Source organism: Mycolicibacterium aurum, from assembly GCF_900637195.1.
Taxonomy (GTDB): domain Bacteria; phylum Actinomycetota; class Actinomycetes; order Mycobacteriales; family Mycobacteriaceae; genus Mycobacterium; species Mycobacterium aurum.
In genome coordinates this window covers 5792447-5809409 of the sequence record NZ_LR134356.1, presented here as the reverse complement: position 1 = coordinate 5809409, position 16963 = coordinate 5792447, and the positions used below count along the sequence as shown (strand labels likewise).

At 69.3% G+C, this 16963-nt stretch carries 13 protein-coding genes; 6 read left to right on the top strand and 7 right to left on the bottom strand.

Annotation, left to right across the window (positions count from 1 at the left end; translation table 11 throughout):
- The first annotated feature begins 53 nt into the window (after nt 1-53).
- Nucleotides 54-710 carry a hypothetical protein gene (locus EL337_RS27570; RefSeq protein WP_048630807.1) on the top strand — a complete coding sequence of 219 codons (657 nt, stop codon included), beginning with the start codon at nt 54-56 and terminating at the stop codon, nt 708-710.
- Here EL337_RS27570 and EL337_RS27565 read toward each other — a convergent pair.
- Entirely contained in the window at nt 707-2101 is a 1395-nt protein-coding gene (locus EL337_RS27565; RefSeq protein ID WP_109519763.1) for an aspartate aminotransferase family protein, read from the bottom strand. The genes EL337_RS27570 and EL337_RS27565 overlap by 4 nt on opposite strands.
- Nucleotides 2102-2245: 144 nt before the next feature.
- Between EL337_RS27565 and EL337_RS27560 the strand changes: the two genes are divergently transcribed.
- A complete protein-coding gene (locus EL337_RS27560; protein WP_048630806.1) occupies nt 2246-3844 on the top strand; it encodes an HNH endonuclease signature motif containing protein in 1599 nt (532 codons plus the stop codon).
- Between the two features lie 4 nt (nt 3845-3848).
- Here the strand turns inward: EL337_RS27560 and EL337_RS27555 are convergent, their stop codons facing one another.
- Genes EL337_RS27555 through EL337_RS27545 form a run of 3 tightly spaced genes read right to left on the bottom strand, consistent with a single transcriptional unit; the run spans nt 3849 to nt 7915 of the window.
- On the bottom strand, nt 3849-5276 hold the full coding sequence (locus tag EL337_RS27555) for a WS/DGAT/MGAT family O-acyltransferase (RefSeq protein ID WP_048630805.1): 1428 nt from the start codon (nt 5274-5276) through the stop codon (nt 3849-3851).
- 22 nt (nt 5277-5298) lie between these two features.
- Complete coding sequence (locus tag EL337_RS27550; RefSeq protein WP_048630804.1) at nt 5299-6744, bottom strand: protein adenylyltransferase SelO; 1446 nt, start codon at nt 6742-6744, stop codon at nt 5299-5301.
- 10 nt (nt 6745-6754) lie between these two features.
- A complete protein-coding gene (locus EL337_RS27545) occupies nt 6755-7915 on the bottom strand; it encodes a lactonase family protein (RefSeq protein ID WP_048630803.1) in 1161 nt (386 codons plus the stop codon).
- A 147-nt stretch (nt 7916-8062) separates the two neighbouring features.
- Here EL337_RS27545 and EL337_RS27540 point away from each other — a divergent pair, with 147 nt between their 5' ends.
- The gene (locus tag EL337_RS27540) at nt 8063-8956 is read left to right on the top strand and encodes a mycobacterial-type methylenetetrahydrofolate reductase (protein WP_048630802.1); all 894 of its coding nucleotides are present in this window, start codon (nt 8063-8065) and stop codon (nt 8954-8956) included.
- Between the two features lie 6 nt (nt 8957-8962).
- Here EL337_RS27540 and EL337_RS27535 read toward each other — a convergent pair whose 3' ends face one another.
- Both EL337_RS27535 and EL337_RS27530 read right to left on the bottom strand, forming a co-directional pair.
- Nucleotides 8963-9511 (bottom strand): hypothetical protein, encoded by a 549-nt coding sequence (locus EL337_RS27535; RefSeq protein WP_048630801.1) that lies wholly within the window; start codon nt 9509-9511, stop codon nt 8963-8965.
- A gap of 20 nt (nt 9512-9531) precedes the next feature.
- The gene (locus EL337_RS27530) at nt 9532-10182 is read right to left on the bottom strand and encodes an MspA family porin (RefSeq protein ID WP_048630800.1); all 651 of its coding nucleotides are present in this window, start codon (nt 10180-10182) and stop codon (nt 9532-9534) included.
- 175 nt (nt 10183-10357) lie between these two features.
- On the opposite strand from EL337_RS27530, the gene EL337_RS27525 reads away from it, so the two are divergent.
- From EL337_RS27525 to EL337_RS27515, 3 genes are read left to right on the top strand one after another with little or no spacing between them, the layout of a single operon-like run.
- Entirely contained in the window at nt 10358-10717 is a 360-nt protein-coding gene (locus EL337_RS27525; protein ID WP_048630799.1) for a hypothetical protein, read from the top strand.
- A gap of 4 nt (nt 10718-10721) precedes the next feature.
- On the top strand, nt 10722-14654 hold the full coding sequence (gene hrpA / locus EL337_RS27520) for an ATP-dependent RNA helicase HrpA (protein WP_109519762.1): 3933 nt from the start codon (nt 10722-10724) through the stop codon (nt 14652-14654).
- Nucleotides 14655-14668: 14 nt separating this feature from the next.
- Nucleotides 14669-15256: a TetR-like C-terminal domain-containing protein gene (locus tag EL337_RS27515; RefSeq protein ID WP_048630797.1), complete on the top strand. Its 588-nt coding sequence runs from the start codon at nt 14669-14671 to the stop codon at nt 15254-15256.
- 9 nt (nt 15257-15265) lie between these two features.
- Here the strand turns inward: EL337_RS27515 and EL337_RS27510 are convergent, their stop codons facing one another.
- Nucleotides 15266-16924: a helix-turn-helix domain-containing protein gene (locus EL337_RS27510; protein ID WP_170216941.1), complete on the bottom strand. Its 1659-nt coding sequence runs from the start codon at nt 16922-16924 to the stop codon at nt 15266-15268.
- Between the last annotated feature and the right edge of the window lie 39 nt (nt 16925-16963).

Below are 16963 nucleotides of genomic sequence, written 5' to 3'. Positions count from 1 at the left end.
TTCTGAAGGTTCTCTAAGCAAGGCATGAGGTCCGGCAGTGGCATTGTGGCGGTGTGGGCCTCGTCATCCGACTGATCGAACTGTTGCTCATCCTGCTGCCGCTCATCGGCGTGGGCTACGCGACGTTCAAGGGCATCGTCGCGCTGCGGGGCCGCTCCACGCCCGAGATCGCCCCGGTATCCGATCCGGTCCCCGGTCCCGCTGCCGATCCCGGCGCCGCGCAGCGTCGGGCGATCAGCCGCGCCATGGAGGAGCACGATCGCACGCACACCCGCTGGCTCGACTACGAGATCGACGTCGCGAAGCTGCTCGACTACCCCCTGATGACCGACATGCGCAACCCGCTGACCGAGCGGTTTCACCGGGCGAAGCTGCGGGCGGACTTCCACCGTCCCGACAACGTGGCCGACCTCCTCGACGACCGCGACACCGCGCGCGACTACCTCGACGCCGTCCAGGAGTACGTCACCGCGTTCGACATCGCCGAGTCCGAGGCGATCCGCCTGGGCCGCGCCGCCTTCACCCAGGAGAATCAGGAACGCCTCGAGAGGGGGCAGCGCCTGTTTCGCGTCGCGGCCGACGGCGGCGCGACACAGCAGGAACGCGACCGGGCCTACCAGCTCGCACGGCGCGAGCTCGACGGGCTCATCGTGTTGCCCGAGCGAGCTCGCGCCGCGCTGGAGCGCGGGATCAGCGGGGAACTGGACTAGGCGTCGGCGATCGCCGCGTCTGCGACGTCGAGGGCGCGGTCCAGGATCGCCAGACCTTCACGTGCCTGTTCCTCGGTGACGATGCACGGCGGAACGACGTGGATGCGGTTGTAGTTGGCAAAGGGCAGCAGGCCCAGCTTCTTACACTCGGCGATCACCGAATTCATTGCGGCGCTGGAACTTCCGTAGGGTGCCAGTGGTTCGCGGGTCTGCTGGTCTGCGACAAGTTCGACCGCCCAGAACACACCCGCGCCGCGCACCTCACCGACGCAGCGGTGACGGGCCGCCAGATCGGTGAGCGTGGGACCGATCACCTCGCTGCCGATGCGCGCCGCGTTCTCGACGATGCCCTCCTCGGCCATCGCGTTGATCGTGGCCACCGCGGCGGCGGTCGCGAGTGGATGGCCCGAGTACGTCAGGCCACCCGGATATGCGCGGTGGGCGAAGGTTTCGTAGATCGTGGGACTGATGGCCACGCCGCCCAGGGGGACGTAGCCGGAGTTGACGCCCTTGGCGAAGGTCAGCAAGTCCGGGACGACGTCGAAATGGTCGATGGAGAACCACTTTCCGCTGCGCCCGAAGCCGGCCATCACCTCATCTGCGATGAAGATGATGCCGTACTCGTCGCACAGTGCGCGTACGCCCGCGATGTAGCCGGGCGGCGGCACCATGATGCCCGCGGTGCCGGGAATGGACTCGAGAATGATGGCCGCGATGGTCGACGGGCCCTCCATCCGGATGACGTTCTCCAGGTGGGCCAGGGCGCGCTCACTCTCCTCTGCCTCGGTGGTGGCATGGAACTGCGACCGGTACAGGAAGGGGCCGGAGAAGTGGACCACACCCGCGTTGCCGTGGTCGTTGGGCCAGCGCCTCGGGTCGCCGGTGAGGTTGATCGCCGTCTCGGTGCCGCCGTGGTACGAGCGGTAGCGGGCCAGCACCTTGTAGCGGCCGGTGTGCAGACGGGCCATCCGCACCGCGTGCTCGACCGCGTCCGCGCCGCCGTTGGTGAAGAAGATCTTGTCGAGCTCGCCCGGGGTGCGCTCGGCGATCAACCGCGCCGCCTCCGAGCGGGCGTCGTTCGCGTGCTGCGGTGCCACCGTGCACAGTTTGGCGGCCTGGTCGGCTATGGCGGCAACGACTTTCGGGTGCTGATGGCCGATGTTGGTGTTCACCAGCATGGAGGAGAAGTCGAGCAGCTTGTTGCCGTCGCCGTCCCAGACATGGCAGCCCTCGGAGGCCACGATCGTCATCGGCGAGATGTCGGCCTGGGCCGACCACGAATGGAAAACGTGGGCGCGATCGAGCTCGTACGTGCGAGCGGCTTCCGCGCGCGCCGCCTCGACGGTCAGGCCATTGGGAAGCAGGGTTTCTTCAAGAGTCTCGTTGAGCACAGTCAAACGGTAGATCCCCGACGTCAGAACCGGAAACTGCCCTACGGATCTGTCAGTCCACGACAGAAGAACAGGCCCATTGTCGGGAGGTTGGCAGTACTTCAGGCCCGACAGTTGTCGGTGGCTGCTGGCATACTCGAACACATGTTCGACAGATCGCTTCCGGAGCCGACGGAACTGGCTGCTGCCAGCGACGCCGCGCTGGCGGCGGCGGTCTCGGGCTGGGCCGCCGCGTCGGCAGCCGCGGAAGCGCGCAAGTTGGCCGCGATCGCGGAGGTGCAGCGCCGGGCTGCGACCGCAGGAGTGCGGGACCTGGACGGCGTCGATGATGTGGACGCCGCCGCAGCGGTCGTGTCGTGCGCGTTGACCGTCAGCCACGGCAAGGCGGTGCATCTGGTCGATGTCGCGCTCACCTTGCGGGATCGCCTCCCGATGACCGCAGCGCGGTTCCTCGCCGGCCAGATCAGCGGCGCGATGATCGCCACGATCTATGACCGCACGTTGCTGGTCACCCCTACCGCACTGCCCCACATCGACTACGAGGTCGCCCAGCGCGCCTCCGCGTGGGGGGTGCTGACGAAAACCAAGCTCGAACACGCCATCGATGTGTGGATCGACCACTATGACCCCGATGCGGTACGCCGCACCCGTGATGCGATGCGCGGCCGCTACATGAAGGTCGGGTCACGCACCGATGCGGCCACCGGCACAGTCAGCGTGCACGGCCGGTTGTCGGCCGGTGACGCCGCCATCGTGGCTCAGCGGCTTGCGGCGATGATCGGGTCGGTGTGCCAGGACGATCCCCGCACCAAGGACCAGCGCCGGGCAGATGCCACCGGCGCGGTCTACGCGGGATCGTTTTTCCTCGCGTGCAAATGCGACAACCCGGACTGCGCCGCCAAAGTCGATGACGGGCGCGCCAGCAGCATCGTGATCCACATCGTCGGCGAGAAGGAGTCCCTCGACGCTGCCGAGGACCCGCTGATGGACGGTCCCGAACCCCAACCCGAGCCCGAACCTGCACCGGCTGCGTCGAAGCCCGAACCTCCGGCGCGGCGCAAGGCAGCGCTGATCCCGTCGCTGCACGGTGCGATCGTGCCTGCACCGCTGCTGGCCGAGCTGATCGCCCACGGCGCGAAAGTCCGTCTCGTCGCCCTTAAGGACTGCACCGCCGAGCACCGCTACCGCCCCTCGGCCGCATTGCAAGAGTTCGTCCGCACCCGAGACCTGACCTGCCGCTTCCCCGGGTGCGACCTGCCCGCCGTCAACGCCGACATCGACCACACCGTGCCGTATCCCGCCGGCGCCACCCACCCCGCGAATACCAAGTGCTACTGCCGAAAACACCACTCGATCAAAACGTTCCTCGCCGGCTGGCGTGACCGCCAACACCCCGACGGCACCGTCGTGGTCACCACCCCCGCCGGGCTGTCCTACGCCACAACTCCGTTCAGCCGCTTGCTCTTTCCCGGTTGGAACACCCGCACGCCGCCGCCACCACCCAGCCAGGCGCCATCGGCACCGGCCCACCCCGGCCGGCACCTGATGATGCCCACCCGTCAGCGCACCCGCGCCCAGAACCGGGCCGCCCGCATCACCGCCGAACGCCGGCACAACGCCCTCGAACGCGCGCGCAAACGCGAAAAGGCTTCGGCGGCAACGCCGACAGCCTGGCACGACGACTACTGGAGCTTCCTCGACGAACCTCGACCCGATTACGGCGATGACCCTCCGCCGTTCTAGTGGCCTAGTCCTCGGAGGCCTTCTCCAGTGCGTCAAGGGCGTCACCGGTGTACACGGCCAGACGCTGCAGATGCGGCAGACGGTCGCGGCAGCCGACGAAACCGAAGTTGATGGTGTCGGCATAGCTCTGCAGCGTGATGTTCAGCGCCATGCCGTGGATCGGGATGGATACCGGGTAGGTGGCTTCCAGGCGAGAACCCCTGAAGTACAACGGCTCCCGAGGTCCCGGCACGTTGGAGACGCACAGGTTGAAGGTGTAGGGCCACGGTGGCTGCACACCCGTCAACGCCCCGGCGATCTGACTGCCCGCAGGAGCGAGAAGCGCTGCGCTGTAGGCGATGATCGCCGCAGGCGACATCGTCTGCAACTGGGCCTTGGACGCCCTCGTCGCCGAGGTGATCGCCTGCAGCCGCTCCACCGGGTCCTCGATGTCGGTGCCCATGGGCGCCAGGATCGCCCCCACGGCGTTGCCGCCACCCTCGTCTCCCTTGGGGCGGACATTGACCGGCAGGAAGGCGACCAGCGACCGGTCCGGGAGCTTGTCGAAGTCGGTGAGGAACTTACGCAGTCCGCCGCCGATGAGCGCCAACGCCACATCGTTGATCGTCGAACCATGCTGCGCACTCAGCTTCTTGAGCCGGTCGAACTCGTACTGCTGGGTGGCGAAGCGGCGATTGCGGCTGATGCGGGCATTGAGAATGCTGTGCGGCGCCGACGCGGAGCCCGCGATGTGGCCGTAGTCGCCGTCCCGCCGGATCTGCGTCTTGACCAGTGCCGCCGTCAGGTCGAGCGCCGAACTGACGCCCCCGGATACCGTCGCGCCCACCCCGCTCAGCGCGCGCAGCGTCGCGGTGAGGGGATTGGCAGGCTCCGCCGCCGCGACGGCGCGGCGTTCCCGCGGCGGCACCGGCACGTTGAAGAACATCTGGGTCTGCCGGTCCTCCGGATCGGTCGACATGCTGCGGCCCAGCATCCGCATCGCGCTGTAACCATCGACGAGCGCGTGGTGGATCTTCAGATACAACGCGAAGCGACCACCCTCGAGACCCTCGATGACGTGGAGCTCCCACGGCGGCCGGGTCAGATCCAGGTGGTTGCTGTGCAGCCGCGACACCAGGATGCCCAGCTCCCTCTCGTCACCGGGGCTGGCCAGCGCGGAGCGCCGCACGTGATAGTCGAAGTCGAAATCCCGGTCGGTCACCCAGCTGTGCAGCGGACTGAACTGCAATCGCGGATTGGCGAGCTTGCGGTTCCACGGCGCCAGCACTTCCTGCCGGCGGGCTTCGTCGACCATCTGCCGCAGGTAGTCGCGTCCTGCATCCGCGGGCGGCGTGAACGGCAGCAGCCCGCCGACGTGCATCTTCGAACTCGACGTCTCGCCGTAGATGAACATCAGATCCTGCAGTCCGAGACGGACACTGTTGGCGCTCACCGTTGCACGCTATCGGTACCGCTCAGGTTCCACAGAACGTTTGGAAGGAGGCGCTGAACTCCTTCTCGCCAGGTTCGGCATAGCGCTGAAGATGCGGGCGCTCGTCGAACGGCGACCGCACCGCATCGAGCAGCAGTCCCAGCGGCGCCAGGTCGCCGCCCGTCGCAGCGGTCAACGCCTCCTCCACGAGATGGTTGCGCGGCACATAGACGGGGTTGACCCGGTCCATCGCGTCGGGATCCGGCCCCAGCGCGCGCCACCGATCCAGCCAGGCGTCGAAACCGGCGAGGTCGATGAACTCGCCGCGTACCGGTTCGCTGTCACCCCGGGCGGCCGTCGCGAGTCGCCGGTAGAACGACGTGTGGTCGACCCCGCTCTGCTGCAACTGCGTGAGCAGCTCCTGGATCAGCGCAGCGGAGACCTCGGGAGGGGCTCCGGGCACGCCGAGCTTGGCCAGCATGCCCTCGGTCCACGCGGCCTCGTAGGTCTCCTTGAACTTGCCCAGCGACGCCTCGGCGAGCGCGATGGCTTCGTCGGCGTCGGGAGCGAGCAACGACAGCAGCGTCTCGGCGAAACGAGCCAGGTTCCACAGTGCGATCGACGGCTGGTTGCCGTACGCGTAGCGGCCCCAGCTGTCGATCGAGCTGAAGACGGTCGCAGGGTCGAACGCCTCCATGAACGCGCAGGGCCCGTAGTCGATGGTCTCGCCCGAGATCGTCATGTTGTCGGTGTTCATCACCCCGTGGATGAAGCCGACCAGCATCCACCGTGCCACCAGCCGCGCCTGCACCGCACTGACGGCCTCGAGCAACGCCAGGTAGGGGTGCTCGGCATCGGCGGCCTGCGGGTGATGCCGGGCGATCGCGTGGTCGGCGAGCCGGCGCAGCAAGGGGGCGTCGCCCGTCGACGCGGCGTACTGAAACGTGCCGACCCGAAGATGACTCGATGCCACCCGGGCCAGCACGGCGCCGGGCAGTGCGGTCTCCCGGTACACGGTCCTGCCGGTGGCCACCACGGCCAGGGCGCGTGTGGTCGGGATGCCGAGCGCGTGCATCGCCTCGCTGATGATGAACTCGCGCAGCATCGGTCCGACCGCCGCCAGCCCGTCGCCGCCCCTTGCGAACGGCGTCCGTCCCGAGCCCTTCAGGTGTAGATCGCGCAGTTGCCCGGAGGTGTCGGTCAACTCGCCGAGCAGCAGCGCGCGACCGTCGCCCAGCCGTGGCTGGAAGCCGCCGAACTGATGACCGGCGTAGGCCTGCGCGACGGGCGTCGCATCGGCGGGGACCATCGTCCCCACCAGGAGGCCCAGGCCGTCGCGGCTGCGTAGCCACTCCGGATCGAGGCCGAGTTCGGCAGCGAGGGGCTCGTTGAGGGTCAGCAATCGCGGTTCGGGTGCCTCCTCGGCCTTCCATTGCACGGTCAGCTCGGGTAGCTCACGGACGAACCGGCCCTGCAGCGAAAGAGTCACCCCACCAAGCCTACGGAGACGGCTCGATCACCGCGATGGCGTCGACATCCGGTTTGAGCGGGATCCGTCGCGAACTCTCCTCGAACACCAGCGCGCCCGAGAGTTCCGTCGGTGCGTCGCTGCGCGGCAGGATCAGTGCCCGCTGCCCCGGCGCGATCTCCGCGGCCTGCAGGGCGGACGTGGGCGGCGTCGTCTGGGCGATCTGGTCACCGGACACCTGCCACACGACCGGCGGGTACGTCTGCGGCTGGCCGCACTGCCAGGTGGTCAGGCTCAGCTTGGGCGCGCCGGCAGGCGGCCACCACAGTTTGGTGACCCGGGAGCCCGCGCTGGCATCGGCACCCGCGACGTCGAACGTCTGCTGCGTACCGTCGGCGCCGGACGTCACCACGGCCGCCGTTCCGCACCCGCTGTCCGTTCCGCGATACAGCGCGTACGCCAGCTGTGCCCCGTCGGGGCTGAGCCGGGCGACCGAGACCGGACTGTTCGCATCGGCCTGGCCGAGTGGGGCGGGCGCGCCTGGCCCGCGAACCGCGTAGAGGGTGTCCGGCCCGCCGAACGGCGAGGGCGGGGCCTCCAGCCGGGCCAGCACAGCGGTGCCGCCGCGCGCGACCAGCAGACGCGGTTCACCCGGCCGCACTCCGGCGACGGGCGGCAGGTCGACGATCTGACCCAGTTCGGGCTGGGAGTTCGGGTCGGCCAGATCCAGCCGCATCAACCGGTTCGGCTGCTCCCACCACACGATCGTGCTGGCACCGCCGGTGCCAACCGACGGGCCGACCGCCACCGGGCGCAGGGTGCCCGTGCCGGTGGCGACGTCGAGCGCAGCGAGTTGATTGTCGGTGGTCCGGGCGAAGACGAACTTGCCGTCCTCGGTGGTGATCAGGTCGTTGGACGGGCCGAACGTGCCCGGTACCGATCCGACCACGGTGGTGCCCTCGATCACGCCGATCTCGTCGGCGGCACGGTAGGCCAGCAGCGGACCTGTCAGCTCGGGCCGTGGGCGTGATGTCGTCGGGTCGAACGGTGAACCGGTGGTGGTGGTGGCCGACGTGGCCCCGGGTGGGCTCTCCACGCCGGTGCAGGCGGCCAGCAGGCTCACGAGTAGGGCCAGCGCTACGACGAGAAACGGATGTCTTCTGGGTGTGTGTGTCTTCTGCGGCATTGTCATGGGGGATCTACCCCATGAAAGCTCACTCAGGCGCCGGGTGTCGCCCCAGGTATGGTGATTTTTCCCCGCCCAAGGGGGGAGTGCGAGGCCACGACGACGAAGTCTGCTGGCCGCCGGGGGACAAGCCATCGGATCTGGAGCAACGCTGTGAGCCTGAACACCATCGCCCTTGAGCTCGTTCCGCCGAACGTCGAGCGGGGTCGCGAACAGGCAGCCGAAGACGCCGAGAAGGTGCTGCGGTGTTCGGCCGAGGCGGGCCTGGCCGGCCGGGTCCGGCACGTCATGATCCCGGGAATGATCGAAGAGGACGGCGACCGTCCGATCGAGATGAAGCCCAAGCTCGATGTCCTCGACTTCTGGACGATGATCAAGCCCGATCTGCCCGGTATCAAGGGACTGTGCACCCAGGTGACCGCGTTCATGGACGAGCCCACGCTGCACAGCAGGCTGACCGAGCTTGGCGCCAGCGGGTTCGAGGGAATCGCCTTCGTCGGTGTCCCGCGCACCCTCAGCGACGGTGAAGGCTCGGGAGTGGCACCGACCGACGCGCTGTCGATGTTCGACGAGGTCGTCGACAACCGCGGCGTGATCCTGATCCCGACACGCGACGGCGAGCACGGCCGGTTCAACTTCAAGTGCGACCGCGGCGCCACCTACGGGATGACGCAGCTGCTGTACTCCGACGCGATCGTCGGCATGCTCACCGAGTTCGCCGACAAGACCGATCACCGCCCCGAGATCCTGCTGTCGTTCGGCTTCGTGCCGAAGGTGGAGAGCCGGGTCGGCCTGATCAACTGGCTCATCCAGGACCCCGGCAACGAGGCCGTCGCGCGGGAGCAGGAGTTCGTCCGGACCCTCGCCGAGACCGACCCGGCGGGCCGCCGCAAGCTGATGGTCGATCTGTACAAGCGGGTCATCGACGGGGTGGGTGACCTCGGGTTCCCGCTGAGCGTGCACTTCGAGGCGACCTACGGGGTGAACACCGCGGCCTTCGAGACTTTCGCCGAGATGCTGGCGTACTGGGCTCCCGACGCCCCCTGACCGCCGCTACTGCGGGACGGGCCCGAAAACCCCGGCCGGACCTTCGCGAACCGTTCCCGGCGTCTCCAGGATCGGCGCCGGGTAGCCGCCCGGGGTGCTCAGCTCCTGGGGCTGGTCCGACTCGATCGGCGCTGAGGTCTGCGGTGGCTGACCGGTCGGCGACTCGCCGGCCAGCTCGCCCGCGATACCGGCCCGGGCGTCGATGCCGGGGTTGGCCGGCTGCGGCGGTTCGGCTCCCGCGGAGATGCCGTACCGGGAGTTCGACGACACCAGAGGGCCGTCCGCCTGCGGGGAGTTGCCCAGGCTGCTGCCGGGCAGACCGGTCGATTTCATGTCGGTGTCGACCGACGCGCTGATCCGGGTGCCGCGCGAATCCGTCGCGGGCGGCGGCCCCACCACGATGACGTTGTACGGATACGAGAAGCTGCCGGGCTCGACATCGGGCGCGCCGGGCACATATCCGGGGGCGCCGGGCGTGGTCGGCTGTGCGCCGGCAGGCGACGCCAACGACAGTGCGACGCCGGCGACGGATGCCGCCAGCAGGTGCCGCGTCACGTGCCCCACAGCTCCGCTCCTCAGATCTTGATCGGATCGCCGTAGACAGCGAACTGGGTGTGTGCCGCTTCGGTGGAGATCCGCAGGTAGGCGTACGACCGGACCGTGACGTCGCCGCCGCACGCGTCGGCCTTGATGTGGATGTTGTCGATGTCGAGCATGGCCTGACCGTTCGGGCTGAGCGTCATGTTCGACAGCGGTAGGTCCACGATCACGCCGGGCTGCAGCACCGTCTGCACGAACCCGGCCGCGCCGCCATCCAGGCCGACCGATGCGCTCGGCAACACACCACCCCCGACACCGATGGCCCCGACCGGCCCGACGCCGGCCGTCCCGCCGTACTGCAGACCCGCGGACACATCGGACTGACAGCCGAGCTGGTAGCCCAGGATGAAGATGCTGTCGGTGATCGGGTTGGCGCCGCCGACGGCCGTTGCGGTCGCCGATGCCGTCACGAAACCCTCGCGCGAGTCCCGCGCGTTCGCCAGGTTGGGGATGGAGTTGACGATCTCGTTCTCCACCCTGATGTTGAGCTGCCAGCCGTCCCGGGAGGTCTTGTCCGCGCTGAGCGGCCGCATCGGGACGGGCTCGGCCCCTGCGGGAGCGACGCCGACCGCCGCCATCAGCGCCGCCAGCGCAGTGCCGAGCCACATCCGCCACTGCACGGGCATCTCCTGGGTGTTCGGCCGACCAGCAAACCCCCGTCGGCAATGCGCTTAGCGGGATTCTAAGCAGAAGCGGGGCCGCGGCGCTTGCTGCATCCGAAGTCGAGATCTGTCCGCGATGAAGTTTGGCTCCAGGCGTTGTCTACTTGGGTATGCAGCCCCCGCAGTGTGCCGACGGGCGATGAACGCCGCCGTCCGCGCCGCAGGCGCCGCGCTTGCCGTGGGTTCGGCTGTCCTGCACGGCACTTCGCTCAGCGGCGTGGCCCTGGCCATGGCGGCGGTGTGCCTCTATTGCGCATACGAACTCTGGCGTTTCGACACCGTCCGCAGCTGGGTGCTGGTGGCGGTCATGAACATCGCCATGATCGGCGTGCACCTGCTGACGACGGGCGGCCACCACCACAGCGCGGCGGTGCATGCGCTGCCTGCGGCGCCGGCCGTCGACATGGGGCCGGCGATGGGGCTGGCCACCACGGTGGCGATGGTCGAGATCCTGCTGGCGGCGACGGTGTTGTTCGTCCGCACCCGCCCTCCTCGATGAGGGCATGCCGCCTATCCTTGCCGGAGTGTCCGAACCGCCCACCCCCGACCTGCGCGCGTTGCGCGCACGCCTGGACGGTCTGACCCTGCGCGACGCCGCCCGGCTGGGCCGGCGACTGCGCCAGCTGCGGCAACCCACGGACGAACAGCTGGCCCGGATAGCCCAGCAGGTCAGCGCGGGCGAAACGCTGGTGGCCAATCGGCTGGCCGCGGTACCGGCCATCACCTACCCCGAGTTGCCCGTGACGGAGCGCCGGGACGAGATCGCTGCGGCCATCGCCGCGAATCAGGTGGTGATCGTGGCGGGCGAGACCGGTTCGGGCAAGACCACGCAGCTGCCGAAGATCTGCCTCGAGCTCGGCCGGGGCATCCGCGGCACCATCGGGCACACACAGCCACGCCGGCTGGCCGCCCGCACCGTGGCCGCCCGCATCGCCGAGGAACTGGGCACACCGCTGGGCGAAGCGGTCGGATACACCGTGCGATTCACCGACCAGGCCGGCGATCGCACCCTCGTCAAGCTGATGACCGACGGGATCCTGCTGGCCGAGGTGCAGCGGGACCGCCGCCTGCTGCGGTACGACACCCTGATCATCGACGAGGCCCACGAGCGCAGCCTCAACATCGACTTCCTGCTCGGCTACCTGCGGCAGCTGCTGCCGCGGCGGCCCGACCTGAAGGTGATCGTGACGTCGGCGACCATCGAACCGGCGCGCTTTGCGGCGCACTTCGGCAACGCCCCGATAGTCGAAGTCAGCGGTCGCACGTACCCGGTCGAAATCCGTTACCGCCCACTGGAAGTGACGGTTCCGATCCCGGGCGACGAGGACCCCGACGATCCCGACCACGAGGTGGTGCGCACCGAGCTGCGTGATCCGACGGAGGCCATCGTCGACGCGGTGGCCGAGCTGGAGGCCGAACCGCCCGGGGACGTACTGGTGTTCCTGTCCGGTGAGCGGGAGATCCGGGACACCGCAGAGGCGTTGCGAGCGGTCACCGACCCGTCCCACACCGAGGTGTTGCCGCTGTACGCCAGGTTGCCGACAGCCGAGCAGCAGAAGGTGTTCCAGCCGGCCCGCACCGCGCGCCGAATCGTGTTGGCCACCAACGTCGCCGAGACATCGCTGACCGTTCCCGGGGTCAGGTACGTCGTCGATCCCGGCACCGCCCGCATCTCGCGCTACAGCCGCAGGACCAAGGTACAGCGACTGCCGATCGAGCCGATCTCGCAGGCCTCGGCGGCGCAGCGTGCGGGCCGGTCCGGTCGCACCGCGCCGGGTGTGTGCATCCGGCTGTATTCGCAAGAGGATTTCCTGGCGCGGCCGCGCTTCACCGATCCGGAGATTCTGCGCACCAATCTGGCCGCCGTGATCCTGCAGATGGCGGCACTCGGATTCGGTGACATCGAGGGCTTCGGCTTCCTGGATCCGCCCGACGCCCGCAGCGTCCGCGACGGCGTATCGCTGCTCCAGGAGCTCGGGGCGTTCGATCGCGGCGGGGAGCTGACCGACGTCGGTCGCAGGCTGGCGCAGATCCCCGTGGACCCGCGGCTGGGGCGGATGATCCTGCAGGCGCAGGAAGAGGGCTGTGTCCGTGAGCTTCTCGTGCTGACCGCCGCGCTGTCGATTCCGGATCCGCGGGAGCGGCCGGCCGACCGCGAGGAGGCGGCCCGGCAGAAGCACGCACGATTCACCGACGAGCATTCGGACTTCACCTCGTTCCTGAACCTGTGGAGGTACCTGACCGAGCAGCGGAAGGAGCGCTCCGGCAGTTCTTTCCGCCGGATGTGCCGCGACGAGTTCCTGCACTACCTGCGTATCCGCGAGTGGCAGGACCTGGTGGGCCAGCTCCGCGGCATCTGCCGGGACCTCGGCATCAAGGAGCAGGACGAGCCCGCCGACATCTCCGCCGTGCATGCCGCACTGACGGCAGGTCTGTTGTCGCACATCGGTATGCGGGACACCGACGGTCGCACCTACGAGGGCGCCCGCAACGCCAAGTTCGTGCTGGCCCCCGGTTCGGCCCTGAGCCGGCGCCCACCCCGATGGGTGGTGGTGGCCGACCTCGTCGAGACCAGCAGGCTGTTCGGCAGGACAGCGGCGCGTATCGAGCCCGAGGCCGTCGAGCGGGTCGCCGGTCATCTGGTCCAGCGGACCTACAGCGAGCCGCACTGGGACGCCGCGCGTGGGGCGGTGATGGCCTTCGAGCGGGTCACGCTCTACGGGTTGCCGCTTGTCGCGCGGCGCCGGGTCGGATACGCCGACGTCGATCCCGAGGTGGCGCGCGATCTGTTCATCCGGCACGCCCTCGTCGAGGGGGATTGGCAGACCCGGCACCACTTCTTCCGCGACAACGTGCGCCTGCGCGAGGAACTCGCCGAGCTGGAGGAGCGGGCACGCCGCCGTGACCTTCTCGTCGGCGACGAGGAGGTGTTCGCGTTCTACGATGCGCGCGTCCCCGCCGACGTGGTGTCCACCCGGCATTTCGACAGCTGGTGGAAGAAGCAGCGCCACCGCACCCCCGACCTGCTCACGCTGACGCGGGATGACTTGCTGCGCAACGAATCCGACGCGGACCAGCCGGATGCGTGGCAGGCCGGCGACCTCTCGCTGCCGCTGACCTACCGCTTCGATCCCGGTGCCGCCGACGACGGCGTGACGGTGCACGTACCGGTCGACGTGCTCGCCCGGTTGGGTGGCGACGACTTCGCCTGGCAGGTACCCGCGCTGCGTGAGGAGCTGCTGACCGCGCTGATCCGGTCGTTGCCGAAGGACCTGCGCAGAAACTTCGTGCCCGCGCCCGACACGGCCCGGGCACTGCTGGCTTCCATCACCCCGGACAGCGGTCCGCTGCTGGACACCGTGCAGCGTGAGTTGCGGCGCCGCACCGGCGTTCTGGTGCCGATCGACGCTTTCGACCTGGACAAGTTGCCGCCGCACCTCCGGGTGACGTTCGCGGTGGAGAAAGCGGACGGAGCGGTGGTCTCTCGGGGAAAGAGTCTCGACCAGTTGCAGCGCGAACTCGCCGCTCCATCCCGCCAGGCCGTCGCCGAGACCGTCGCGGGCGATCTGGAGCGCAGCGGTCTGCGGTCGTGGCCCGACGACCTGGACGAGCTCCCGCGCGTCGTCGAGCGCACCGGGACGGCGGGCCACCTCGTCCGCGGATACCCGGCGTTCGTGCCGGCAGGCGCGGCGGTGGACATCAGGGTGTTCGCGACGGAGGCCGAGCAGGCTGTCGCCATGCCGCGTGGCAGCCGCCGCCTGCTCCTGCTCGCCGCGCCGTCGGTCGCCAAAAGCGTTGAGAAGGGCCTGGATACCCGCACCCGGTTGATGCTGGGCAGTAACCCGGACGGATCGCTGTCGGCGCTGATCGAGGACTGCGCGGACGCGGCGGTGCAGACGCTGGTGCCCGCACCGGTGTGGACGAGGGCGGAGTTCACCGCGGCCCGTCAACGGTTGTCCAGTGGGCTCGCCGGCGCCACGGCGGACGTCGTGCGCCGCGTCCAGAAGGTCCTCGCCGCGCTGCACGACGTAGAGCTGGCCCTGCCCCAGAAACCGCCCGAATCCCAGGCCGCCGCGATCGCGGACATCCGCGCGCAGCTGGCGCGGTTGGTCGCGCCGGGATTCGTCGCCGCCACGGGAGTAACCCACCTCGCGGACCTGACCCGCTACCTCACCGCGATCGGCCGCCGGCTGGAACGGCTTCCGCACGGACTCGGCGCCGATCGCGAACGGATGGACCGGGTGGCCGCGGTCCAGGACGCCTACGACGAACTGCGGCGCGCACTCTCGCCGGCCCGCGCCGCTGCGCCCGACGTGGCGGACATCGCGCGGATGATCGAGGAGTTGCGGGTGAGCCTGTGGGCTCAGCAGCTCGGGACGCCGCGCCCGGTGAGCGAACAGAGGATCTTCCGCGCACTGGATGCAGTACACGATTAGAGTTGACGAGGGACATGCCTGCTCAGTGGGAATTCGTCGATCCAGCGGTGCCGCAGGAACTTCGGGAGCGCGTGCTGGCGGCTGCCCTCGATGAGGTAGTCCGTTGGGGCGTCGAACGTTTCAGCGTCGGCGCACTCTCTGATCGGCACGGAATCGATGTGGAGGCCGTGGTCCGGTACTGGGGCAGCGGTCAGCGGTTGCTGCTGGACACCCTGTTCTATCGGTGCGAGGACATCATCGTCGCGCCCGACACCGGATCGTTGCGCGAAGACCTGAAGACCGTGGCGCTGTCGGTGGCCCGATACCTGAACACCACCGACGGCCGTCGTCTTCTGCGCGCCATGGTCCTGGATGACCGGGCGGCGCAACACCCCGACGACACGCGGATGGTGTACTGGCGGCGCCGCTTTGCGACGGTGCGGGCGATCCTCGACCAGGCGGCGGTCCGCGGCGAACTGAGAGAGGGTGTCGACCCGGTGACCGGAGTTCAGGTCCTGTTGGCGCCGATCAACATTCGGGCGCTGTACACCGACCAGCACATCGACGACGCGTACTGCCTGTCGGTGGCCGACATGGCGTGGCGGGCGCTGGTACGGCGGTGACGTGACGGGTCACTGCACTGCCGCGATCCGGGCCACGGTGAGGGCCGCGGTCAGCTGCAGCAGATCTCCCGGCCGCGCCAGATCGAGCTCGGTCAGCTCCTCGAGTCTACGGACCCGCTGCGCGACGGTGTTGGGGTGCAGGTGCAACGCGGCGGCGGCGGCACGCCGGTCCAGACCGTGGTCGAGCAGCACCCGTGCGGTGTGGAGCAACTCGGTGGAGCGGGTGCGGTCGTAGTCGACCGCGCGGCCGAGAACCGACGACGCGAACTCCCGCAGGCGCCCGGGGTCGTCGAGCTGCAGCAGTAGGTGGTCGATGGTGATGTCGTGGAGATCGATCACCGTCGAGGTGCCCGTGTCGCCGGCAAGATCGAGCGCACCGCGGACCGTGCGGAAGGCGCCGGGCAGCTCGCGGGCCGCGACCTGGCGGGACACCGCGGCGGTCAGGTGTCCGGCGGCGGTGGTCGACAGCATGTCCACGAGCCGGCCGGCGATGTCCACGGCAGAGCGGCCGGCGGCCGGCCACACAAGCACCAGGTCGCCGCGGTGCAGCGCGGCCAGTGGCCGGGGGGAGACCCCGGAGAGGAACCTGTCCGCGGCGGCGAGGGTGCGTTCGGCGGCGGGCCGGACCGCGATCAGGGTCTGGACGCCGGACAGGTCCCAACCGAGGCGGCGGGCGCGGTCCAGCAGTGCGGGCATTCCGGCGTCGTCGGAGCCGAGGAGATCGGCCACGAGCGAGCCCCGGATGCGCTGTTCTACCTCGGCGGCGGTACGCGCACGCAACAGCTCCAGCGCGGTGACGACCGTCGCATGTTCGACGGCCCGCACGTCGAGCCCCGACAACTCGGAATCCGTTGCCGCCACGTGAATCCGCGCGACGGCCTGGCCGTCGAGCAACACCTCGGCCACGACGTGCGCATCAGAGACCTCGTCGCCGGCGTCCTGCCATCCGGCGTCGGCCAGCGGCTCGTCGTAGACGTCTTCGATCAGCACTGCGCGCCCGAGCAGCTCGGCCAGTGCCGTCGCGACACCGGTGACCCCTTCGCCGCGCAGTGCCGTCGCCGTCAGCAGGGTGTGCACTTCCTCGGCGCGACGCAACTCCCGGATGGTGGCCTGTTCCTGGGCGCGTAACTGTGCGGTGCCGAGTGCGATCGCGACCTGGGTGGCCAGCGTCGTCACCAGCGTCACCTCGGCGCGGTCGAACCGGTGCGGGGTGGTGCGGTACCCGTTGAGCGCACCGACCACCGACCCGCCGCGCCGCAGCGGCACCGAGATCAACGACCGGTAGCCCTGCTCCTGGGCGACACCGCCCCAGGTGAAGTCGGGTACCAGCGCGATGTCCTCCAACGTGACGACGTCGCCGCTGCGGAAGGCGAGGCTGGTCGGCGCCTCCCGCTCGCCGCGCATGTCCAGCAGGATCGGCCGATCCGCGTTGACCTGCGCGACGTAGTCCGCAGACAGCCCATAGGAACCCTGGATGGCCAGGGTGCGCCCGTCATCGGTGGGAAGGAATACCGCGCAGAAGTCGTAGCCCAGCAGCGTGCACGCCGTGCGGGCCACCCGGGCCAGCACGTCGGCGACCGGCTCGTCCCCGCCGACCGCCTCGCCGATCTCGGCGAGCGCGACCAGCCAGCGCTCCAGCGGCGGCACCCCAGATGTGTCATCAGACATAGCCACGAGCATAAGTATGTCTGGCTGAACATTGCCGGG

Coding starts and splice junctions, on each gene's coding strand:
- EL337_RS27545 (WP_048630803.1), bottom strand. CDS start 7,915: ATGACAATGCCGCAGAAGACACACACACCCAGAAGACATCCGTTTCTC.
- EL337_RS27510 (WP_170216941.1), bottom strand. CDS start 16,924: ATGTCTGATGACACATCTGGGGTGCCGCCGCTGGAGCGCTGGCTGGTC.
- EL337_RS27530 (WP_048630800.1), bottom strand. CDS start 10,182: ATGCCCGTGCAGTGGCGGATGTGGCTCGGCACTGCGCTGGCGGCGCTG.
- EL337_RS27515 (WP_048630797.1), top strand. CDS start 14,669: ATGCCTGCTCAGTGGGAATTCGTCGATCCAGCGGTGCCGCAGGAACTT.
- EL337_RS27560 (WP_048630806.1), top strand. CDS start 2,246: ATGTTCGACAGATCGCTTCCGGAGCCGACGGAACTGGCTGCTGCCAGC.
- EL337_RS27525 (WP_048630799.1), top strand. CDS start 10,358: ATGAACGCCGCCGTCCGCGCCGCAGGCGCCGCGCTTGCCGTGGGTTCG.
- hrpA (WP_109519762.1), top strand. CDS start 10,722: ATGCCGCCTATCCTTGCCGGAGTGTCCGAACCGCCCACCCCCGACCTG.